This is a genomic window from Promicromonospora kroppenstedtii DSM 19349 (assembly GCF_000515355.1).
Classification (GTDB): Bacteria; Actinomycetota; Actinomycetes; order Actinomycetales; family Cellulomonadaceae; genus Promicromonospora; species Promicromonospora kroppenstedtii.
The window spans coordinates 8,517-16,956 of sequence record NZ_KI911565.1 but is presented as its reverse complement, the minus strand read 5'-3'; the positions used below and the strand labels follow the sequence as shown (position 1 = coordinate 16,956).

At 70.6% G+C, this 8,440-nt stretch carries 7 protein-coding genes; 4 read left to right on the top strand and 3 right to left on the bottom strand.

Translation table 11 applies throughout. The features are described from left to right. On the top strand, window positions 1–964 hold a 964-nt coding region (locus PROKR_RS30325; protein ID WP_051432538.1), incomplete at its 5' end, for a golvesin C-terminal-like domain-containing protein. Between the two features lie 65 nt (window positions 965–1,029). On the opposite strand, the gene PROKR_RS00120 is transcribed toward PROKR_RS30325, so the two are convergent. From PROKR_RS00120 to PROKR_RS00110, 3 genes are all read right to left on the bottom strand, one after another. After that, window positions 1,030–1,671 (bottom strand): lysophospholipid acyltransferase family protein, encoded by a 642-nt coding sequence (locus PROKR_RS00120; protein WP_036958689.1) that lies wholly within the window; start codon window positions 1,669–1,671, stop codon window positions 1,030–1,032. A gap of 152 nt (window positions 1,672–1,823) precedes the next feature. Beyond that, entirely contained in the window at window positions 1,824–3,698 is a 1,875-nt protein-coding gene (locus PROKR_RS00115; RefSeq protein ID WP_051432552.1) for a glycoside hydrolase family 2 protein, read from the bottom strand. Window positions 3,699–3,816: 118 nt separating this feature from the next. Continuing rightward, window positions 3,817–4,854 carry a LacI family DNA-binding transcriptional regulator gene (locus tag PROKR_RS00110; RefSeq protein WP_169736271.1) on the bottom strand — a complete coding sequence of 346 codons (1,038 nt, stop codon included), beginning with the start codon at window positions 4,852–4,854 and terminating at the stop codon, window positions 3,817–3,819. Window positions 4,855–5,058: 204 nt separating this feature from the next. Between PROKR_RS00110 and PROKR_RS00105 the strand changes: the two genes are divergently transcribed. The 3 genes from PROKR_RS00105 to PROKR_RS00095 are packed head-to-tail and all read left to right on the top strand — an operon-like array spanning window position 5,059 to window position 8,253. Next, window positions 5,059–6,357, top strand: coding sequence for an extracellular solute-binding protein (locus tag PROKR_RS00105; RefSeq protein WP_051432536.1), 1,299 nt, complete (start codon window positions 5,059–5,061; stop codon window positions 6,355–6,357). Window positions 6,358–6,371: 14 nt separating this feature from the next. Continuing rightward, complete coding sequence (locus tag PROKR_RS00100; RefSeq protein WP_036958683.1) at window positions 6,372–7,340, top strand: carbohydrate ABC transporter permease; 969 nt, start codon at window positions 6,372–6,374, stop codon at window positions 7,338–7,340. 1 nt (window position 7,341) lies between these two features. Beyond that, a complete protein-coding gene (locus PROKR_RS00095) occupies window positions 7,342–8,253 on the top strand; it encodes a carbohydrate ABC transporter permease (RefSeq protein WP_036958681.1) in 912 nt (303 codons plus the stop codon). Window positions 8,254–8,440: the final 187 nt, after the last annotated feature.

Below are 8,440 nucleotides of genomic sequence, written 5' to 3'. Positions count from 1 at the left end.
GGAGGTAGCCGCACCGACCATCGCGAGCTGCGCCACCTGGGGTGCGGCGGCTGCCCGCGGGACCATCGACACCGTCGCCACCAACCCGAACAAGATCCTGATCCACCACACGGCGTCGGCCAACGTGACCGACTACTCGCAGGCCGCCGGGTACCAGATCGCCCGCGACATCCAGCAGTGGCACTTCGCCAACGGCTGGGTGGACACCGGCCAGCACCTCACGGTGAGCCGTGGCGGGTACGTCATGGAGGGGCGGCACGGCTCGCTGTCGCGGCTGCAGAGCGGCAGCGGCACGGTCGTGGGCGCGCACGCGCCCGGACAGAACAGCCAGGCCATCGGCATCGAGAACCAGGGCACCTACACGAGCGCCACGCCGCCCGCGCAGCTCTGGAGCCGGCTGGTCGAGCTGTGCGCCTACATCTGCGACCGGTACGGCATCGCGCCCACGCAGATCTACGGGCACCGGGACTACACGGCGACGGCCTGCCCGGGCGACGTCCTGTACTCGATGCTGCCGCAGCTGCGCTCCGAGGTGGCGGCGGCCCTGGCGGGCACGAGCTGGTCGGTGATCGTCGACAACACCTCGGCGGGCTTCTCCGCCGGCTCCGCGTGGCTGGTGTCGTCGTTCTCGGGCGAGCGGTACGGCGCCGACTACCGGTACGCGACGCCCGCAGAGGTCAGCGACCTGGCGACGTACTCGGCCACGATCCCGTCCAACGGCTCCTACCGTGTCGAGGCGTGGTTCCCGGCGGTCGCGGGCTACAACACGTCGACGCCGTTCATCGTCTACACGGGCACCGGGTCGTCGACGATCCGGGTGGACCAGTCCGCGGGCGGCGGGGCCTGGCTCTCGCTCGGCACCTACGCGATGACGGCGGGGACGCGCACCGTCGTCGCCGTCAGCCGCTGGACGCAGGGCACGGCGTACGTGGTGGCGGACGCGATCCGCATCACGCGCCTCTGACCCGCCTCGTGTCGGACGTACAGGTCACCCGGGTGAGCTGTACGTCCGACACGTGTGCACCGGCCTCAGTCGGCGCGCTCCTGGCCGCTCATCGCCTGGATGGACTGCATGACCTGCTCGGTCAGCTCCCGCCGCGCCTGGGCGGGCTTGGTACCGGCCGCGATCTGTCGCGAGGGGTCGATCGGGGTACCGAAGTGCAGCTCGACCCGCGCGAACCGCGGCATCTTGCCGATGGGCTTGACCTTGTCCGTGCCCAGCAGCGCGACCGGGACCACGGGGGCCTTGCCGGTCAGGGCGAGCCACGCGACGCCCGTGTGTCCCTTGTGCAGCTTGCCGTCCCGGGAGCGGGTCCCCTCGGGGTAGATGCCGAAGGCGCCGCCCCGCTGGAGCACGGCCAGCGCGTCCTCCAGGGACCGCTGCCCGGCGCGCGGGTCGTCGCGCTGCACCGGGATGTCGCCCATCTTGGTGAAGAACCAGCGCGACAGGCGGCCCTTGATGCCCTTGCCGGTCCAGTACTCGGCCTTGGCCAGGAACGCGACGTGCCGCGGAGCCATGATCGGGATCAGCAGCGAGTCGATGAACGACAGGTGGTTGCTCGCGAGGATCACGGCGCCACGCTTCGGGATGTTCTGCAGCCCAGTCACGCGCGGGCGCAGGAGCACGAGCACGAGGATCGAGAGGATGAGCTTGAGGAACCGGTACGTCACCGGCCTATTGTGCACCCCCCAAGCGCCGCTGTGGACGGGGTGTTATGTGGTGAAAAATACTAAAGAGACCTACAAGGTGCACAGTCCGGTAGACGAGTCAGACGTACAGGTCACCCGGGTGACCCGTACGTCCGACACGTCGGCTCGCGAGGTCAGGAGGCCTCGTCGCCGCCCTTCTCGAAGGCGGCCGGGCGCACCTGCACGGCGCGCACGCGGTCGACGTCGAGCTTGACGCTCCGGTCGAACCGGTAGATGCCGTTCTCCTCCTGGAACACGTCGGTGAGCTGCGTGTAGCAGTAGCCGAACATCCGCGGGTCGTCGAGCAGCGGGTCCGTCAGCCCGGCGAACCGGGTGTGGAACTCCTCCTCGTCCACCACGCGCTGGCCGTAGCCCCACGAGTCGGGCGAGCTGCCCGACGCGCTGGCCGCGGTCTCCGGGTTCCACCAGATGCCGCCGTACTCGCTGACGAAGTAGGGCTGACCGTTGTACGGCTGCGAGATCGGCGTGCCGTTGTCCCGCTCGTTCCCGTACGGCTTGCCCTCGGCCAGACCGCCCACCAGCTCGGTGAACTTGGCCGGGTCCTGCTCGTACAGGTGCGAGTCCCAGACGTCGGTCTCGGGCACGCGGTGCGAGTAGCCGCTGGCGTCCAGCACCGGCCGCGACGGGTCCGCCACCTTGGTGGCGAGCCACATGCTGCGGGTCACGTCGTCCAGCTGCGTGATGCGGTCGTGCAGGTCCTGGTGCGTCTCGTTGAGCGGGCACCAGCCGATGATCGACGGGTGGTTGTGGTCCCGCTGCAGCGCCTCCAGCCACTCGGCGACGAACGACGTCGTCTGGCGCTGGCCGTCCTGCGGAGTGCCGTAGCCGCTGACGCCCCAGTCGCCGAACTCGCCCCACACCAGGTAGCCCAGCCGGTCCGCGTGGAACAGGTAGCGCTCCTCGAAGACCTTCTGGTGCAGGCGGGCGCCGTTGAACCCGGCCTCCAGGCCGAGCTCGATGTCGCGCACCAGCGCGGCGTCGGACGGCGCCGTCATGAGCGACTCCGGCCAGTAGCCCTGGTCCAGCACGAGCCGCTGGAACACGTGCTCGCCGTTGATCTTGATCGCCTGACCGTCGATCGAGACCGAGCGCAGGCCCGCGTACGAGCGCACCGAGTCCACCACGGCGCCGTCCGCGTCGCGCAGTTCGATGTCCACCCCGTACAGGTGCGGGTCCGTCGTGCCCCAGGTGCGCACGCGGTCCGCCGGGACGACGACACGCAGCGCGGGCGCCAGGTCGAGGTCGGCGCGCGCGGTGGCGCTCGCGACCTCGCCGTCGGCGTCGGTCACGGTGACCGAGACCGTGTGGCCCCGACGGTTCGCCGAGAGCGGTACGACGACGTCGAACGCGGAGCTCGACAGGTCGGGCGTGATCCGCGGGCGGCGCACGTGCACGGCCGGCACGGGCTCCAGCCAGACCGTCTGCCAGATCCCCGTGGTGCGCGTGTAGTTGCACTCGAAGTTGGCGTAGCGGTTGGACTGCTTGCCACGGGCCTGCGGCCCGTGCCGCGTGTCCCGCGCCCGGACGACGACGGTCACGGTGTCGCCGGGGGCGGCGATGCCGTGCAGGTCGGCCACGAACGGCGTGAAGCCACCGCGGTGCCGCACCACCTCGGTGCCGTCGACCCACACGGTCGCGTCGTGGTCCACGGCCCCGAAGTGCAGCAGCACGTGCGGGTCGTCGCCGACGGCGGACCAGTCCGCGGGCACGGTGATCTCGCGGCGGTACCAGACCGCCTCGAGGAAGTCGGTGTTCTCGATGCCGGACAGCTCCGACTCCGGGGCGAACGGCACGGTGATCTCGGCCTGGAGCGGCCGCTCGACCAGGCCGCGCTCCAGACCGGAGTCGCCCGCGTCGATCTCGAACTGCCAGGTTCCGTTGAGGTTGAGCCAGCGGTCCCGGACCATCTGGGGCCGCGGGTACTCGGGGCGCGGGACGGGGGTGGCCGTCGGCGCCCCGTCCGGCGAGAAGCGGTCGAGGAAAGTCATCAGCTGCTCCATTGCGTCTACGACAGGTGCGCGGTGATTCAACACGTCTTCCGCCAAGAATGCAACGTTGTATCAACCGGATGGCCCGGCGACGCTCCGGACCAGGGGCGTCACCAGGTCACGCGCGGCTGCTCTCGCGGACCAGCAGGCGGTACGGAACCACCTCGTCGACCGGCTCGACCGAGCGGTTCTCGAGCTGCGCGATGATCCGGTCCACCGCCGTCTCCGCGATCGCGCGCAGGTCGGGCGCCACCGTGGTCAGCGTGGGGTTCGAGAACCGGCCGTCCTCGGTGTTGTCCCAGCCGGTGACGGCGATGTCGTCGGGCACCCGCACCCCGTTCCGGCGCAGCGCGTACAGCGCGCCGAGGGCGAGCTCGTCGTTGGCGCACACGATCCCGTCGACCTGGTCGATCCGGGGCAGCACCGACTCCACGGTGGCGGCGCCGGCCGGGCGGGAGAACTGCGGGCACTGGAGCACCCAGCGCTCGTCCGCCTCCAGGCCGGCCGCGGTGTGAGCGTCCAGGAAGCCCTGCACGCGCTGTGCGCCGGTCCGGCCCGCGCCGGGCGGCTCCGCTCCCAGGAAGGCCAGCCGACGCCGTCCGGTCTCCAGCAGATGCCTGGTGACCTGCGCGGCGGCATCCACGTTGTCGATGCTCACGTGGTCCGTGCGGCGCTCGCGCGCGGGGTCCGGGTCGGCCCGCTCGCCCAGCAGCACCAGGGGCACGGTGCCGCGCACCTCGTCGATCTCGGCCGGGTTCAGCTCCAGCGGCGAGAAGATGATCCCGTCGATCGCCTGCACGTCGAACCCGCGCGCCACCTCCAGCTCGGTCTCGCGCGAGGACCGCGTCTCCTCGATGAGCACGCGGTAGCCCCGGTCGCCCCCGACGTCGATCATCTCGTGGGCCAGCACCGAGAAGTACGGGGCGTGCACCCACGGCACCGCCAGGGCGAGCGTGTTGGTGCGGCCCCGCCGTAGCTGGCGGCCGGCGAGGTTGGGCCGGTAGCCGAGCTCCGCGATCACCGCCTCCACGCGGGACCGCGTGGCATCCCCCACCCGGCCCGTGTCGTTGACGACGTTGGACACGGTCTTCCACGAGACCCCCGCCGCCGCCGCGACCTCTTTGATCCCTACCCGTCGGCCACCTTGCTCGGACAAGCCTTCACTTCCTTCCACCCGCGCCTCTTGACTGGACGCCCGTCCTAGTCCATCGTGATCCAACGTTGGAGCGCAACGTTGCACCATTGGAGGTCGATGATGACCGTAGTACGAGGACGTGGCATTCCGGGCCAAGGAAGCCCCGAGGCCGCGTCGAGAGCCCGCAGCCTCTTGGGCAGTTCCGGAGGGCTGAGCAGGCGAGACGTGCTCCGCGCGGCCCTCGTCGGGGCGGGGGGGATAGCACTCGGCGGCGCGCTCGCCGGCTGCGCCACCCCCAGCGCCGCCGGCGCGGGGAAGACCTCCGTCATGGTCTGGGACCTGTTCTCGGGCGGTGACGGCGCGCTCATGCAGGAGATGGCGGGCGCGGTCGCCGCGGCCAACCCGGACATCGCCGTCGAGACGACGACGCTGGCGTGGGGGCCGCCGTACTACACCAAGCTGGCGATGGCCTCGTCCGGCGGGCGGCCGCCGGAGGCCGCCGTCATGCACATGTCCCGGCTCGCGGGCTACGCGCCGGGCGGGCTTCTGGAGCCGTTCGACCTCGACGCGCTGGCCGAGCTCGGGATCACCGAGGCCGACTTCGCGCCCGCGGTCTGGCAGAAGGCCCAGTTCGAGGGCCAGCTCTACGCGCTGCCGCTGGACACCCACCCGTACATCGCGTTCCACAACCCCGACATCGTGCAGCAGGCCGGCCTCGCCGGGGCGGACGGCAAGCTCGACCTGTCGGCCGTCGCCGGGGCTGACCGGTTCCTCGAAGCCGGGCGCGCCATGGCCGAGGTCACGGGCGAGACCGGCGTGAGCTGGGGCTACCAGCGTGATCCCGCCGGCTGCTGGCGCATGTTCTGGGGCCTCTACTCCCAGAACGGTGGCGGCTACGAGCTGACGCCGGGCCGTCCCGCCGCACTCGACGAGGAGGCCGCGACCGAGGTCTTCGAGTTCTTGCAGGCGATGGTGGACGGCAAGGTCGCCGCCAGGAACCAGGACGGCAACGCGGCGTCCGGCCGGTTCATGTCGAACCGGACGGGCCTGATGTTCGCCGGTGAGTGGGACTTGCCGATGTTCCGTGACGCGAACCCCGACGTCGGCGCCACTCCGTTCCCGGCGGTCTTCGACACCCCGGCAAACTACGCCGACTCGCACGCGTTCGTGCTGCCCAAGCAGGGCACGCCGGACCCCGCAAAGCGCGAGGCGACCTACCGGGTGCTCGCCGGCCTCCTCAAGGAGGGCCTGACCTGGGCCTCGGCCGGGCACATCCCGGCCTACCAGCCCATCGTCAAGGAGCCCGCCTACCAGGAGCTCACCCCGCAGCGCGACTACGCGCCCGCGGCCGAGATCGCCGTCTTCGACCCCGACGCCTGGTTCACCGGCGGCGGCAGCGACTTCCAGACGCGCATGGCCGACGCCATGACCGACACCCTGGCCGGCAAGGCCCCGGCGCGCACCGCCGTGACCCGCATGCTGAGCGAGATGGACCGGTTCCTCTCCCAGCCCAACCCCGCCTGATCGAGAGGACGACGATGACTGTCTCGAACGCCGGCGTCACGGCGCCCCCCGGAAAGGCGCCGTCCGACCCGAAGAGATCTCCTGGCCGGTCCGGTACCCGCAGCGCCGCGACCGGCAAGTCCCTGCGTGAGCGGGACAGGTCCGGATACCTGTTCGTCGCGCCGTTCGCGGTCGCGACCGGGCTGTTCCTGCTGCTGCCCACGCTCTACGGCCTGTGGATGAGCTTCACGAACCAGAGCCTGACGGGCACCGGCAGCGAGTTCATCGGCTTCGCGAACTATGCCGAGGCCTTCAGCGACCCGCAGGTCTGGCAGACCCTGTGGCACACCGTGTGGTTCACGGTGCTCAGCACGATCCCCCTGGTGGTCGTGGCCCTGGTGATGGCGCTGCTCGTGCACACCGGCCTGCCGGGCCAGTGGGTGTGGCGCATGTCGTTCTTCGCCCCGTACCTGCTGACCAGCGCCGTCGTCTCCGCGCTGAGCAGCTGGCTGTTCCAGCCCGACATCGGCCTGCTCGACACGTGGTTCGCGGCCCTCGGCCTGCAGCCCGTGGGCTGGCTCACCGACGAGAACGTCGCGATGTTCTCCATCGCCGCCGTCACTGTGTGGTGGACCGTCGGCTTCAACTTCCTGCTCTACCTGGCGGCCCTGCAGGGCATCCCGCAGCAGCAGTACGAGGCGGCCACCATCGACGGCGCGGGCGGCTGGCGGCGCCTGTTCTCCATCACGCTGCCGCAGCTGCGCACGATCACGGGCGTGATCGTGGTGCTGCAGCTCCTCGCGTCGCTCAAGGTGTTCGACCAGATCTACCTGCTGACCGCGGGCGGACCGAACGGGAGCACCCGGCCGATCCTGGAGTACGTCTACGACACCGGCTTCACCAACTACCGGCTCGGGTACGCCTCCGCGATCTCGTACGTCTTCTTCGCCCTGATTCTCGTGTTCGCACTGGTGCGGCTGCTGCCGTCCAGGAAGGAGGCCTGACGTGTCCGTCGCCGAACTGGTCGCAGACCGCCGGACGAGGGCGCAGCAGGAACGCGCCGAGAACCGGGCCCTCACCAAGCTGACGATCGGGCCCTCGCCCTGGGTGCGCGTCGCCTCCCTGGCCGCCCTCGTCGTCCTTGCCGCCCTCTGGCTGCTCCCCGTGGCCTGGGGCGCGGTCACCAGCTTCAAGCAAGAGGCCGAGGCCGCGCTCCCGGCGTCGTGGTGGCCCACCATGGGGTGGACGCTCGACGCCTACCAGCAGGTGCTCAGCAACAGCGACCTGCTGATCTGGATGTGGAACAGCCTGGTCGTGGCCGGGCTGGTCACGCTCCTGACCGTCCTGATCTCCGCGATGGCCGCCTTCGCGTTCTCGCAGACGGTGTTCAAGGGCCGGAGCCTGCTCCAGTGGCTCACCATCGCGTCGATCATGATGCCCGGCCAGATCCTCATCGTGCCGCTGTTCCGGCAGATGCAGGTCATGGGCCTGGTGGACACGTTCGCGGGCATCGTGCTGCCGCAGATCGTGGCACCCGTGATGGTGTTCATCCTCAAGCGGTTCTTCGACGCCATCCCCAGCGAGCTGCTCGACGCCGCCCGCATCGACGGGGCCGGCACGTGGCGGCTGTTCTGGACCATCGTGCTGCCGCTGTCGCGCTCGATCCTCGTGGCCGTCGCGATCTTCGTGTTCATCGGCGCGTGGAACAACTTCCTGTGGCCGTTCATCGTCACCACCGACCCGCAGTTCATGACCCTGCCGGTCGGCCTGTCCACCGTGAAGAACGCCTACGGCGTGCAGTACGCGCAGAACATGGCGTCCGCGATGATCGCGGCGCTGCCGCTGCTCGTGGTGTTCATGCTCTTCCAGCGCCGCATCGTGCAGGGCGTCGCGACCACGGGCATGGGTGGGCAGTAGTACGCGACAATCGGGTGTGGCCACTCCGACCCCGCACCCTTCGCAGCGCCCGCACCTCGCCGCGGTCGTGGAGGACCACCTCTACGCCGCGGCGGGGTGGGTGCTCGTCCGCGCCGGCTGGCAGCCCCGGCTGGAGCCGTACGCCGGGTACGGCACGCCGGACAAGGTGCGGGTGCTCGCCCGCGTG

Bases quoted from the DNA above. Each gene is read 5' to 3' on its own strand.
- PROKR_RS00115 (WP_051432552.1), bottom strand. From the start codon at position 3,698: ATGACTTTCCTCGACCGCTTCTCGCCGGACGGGGCGCCGACGGCCACC.
- PROKR_RS00100 (WP_036958683.1), top strand. From the start codon at position 6,372: ATGACTGTCTCGAACGCCGGCGTCACGGCGCCCCCCGGAAAGGCGCCG.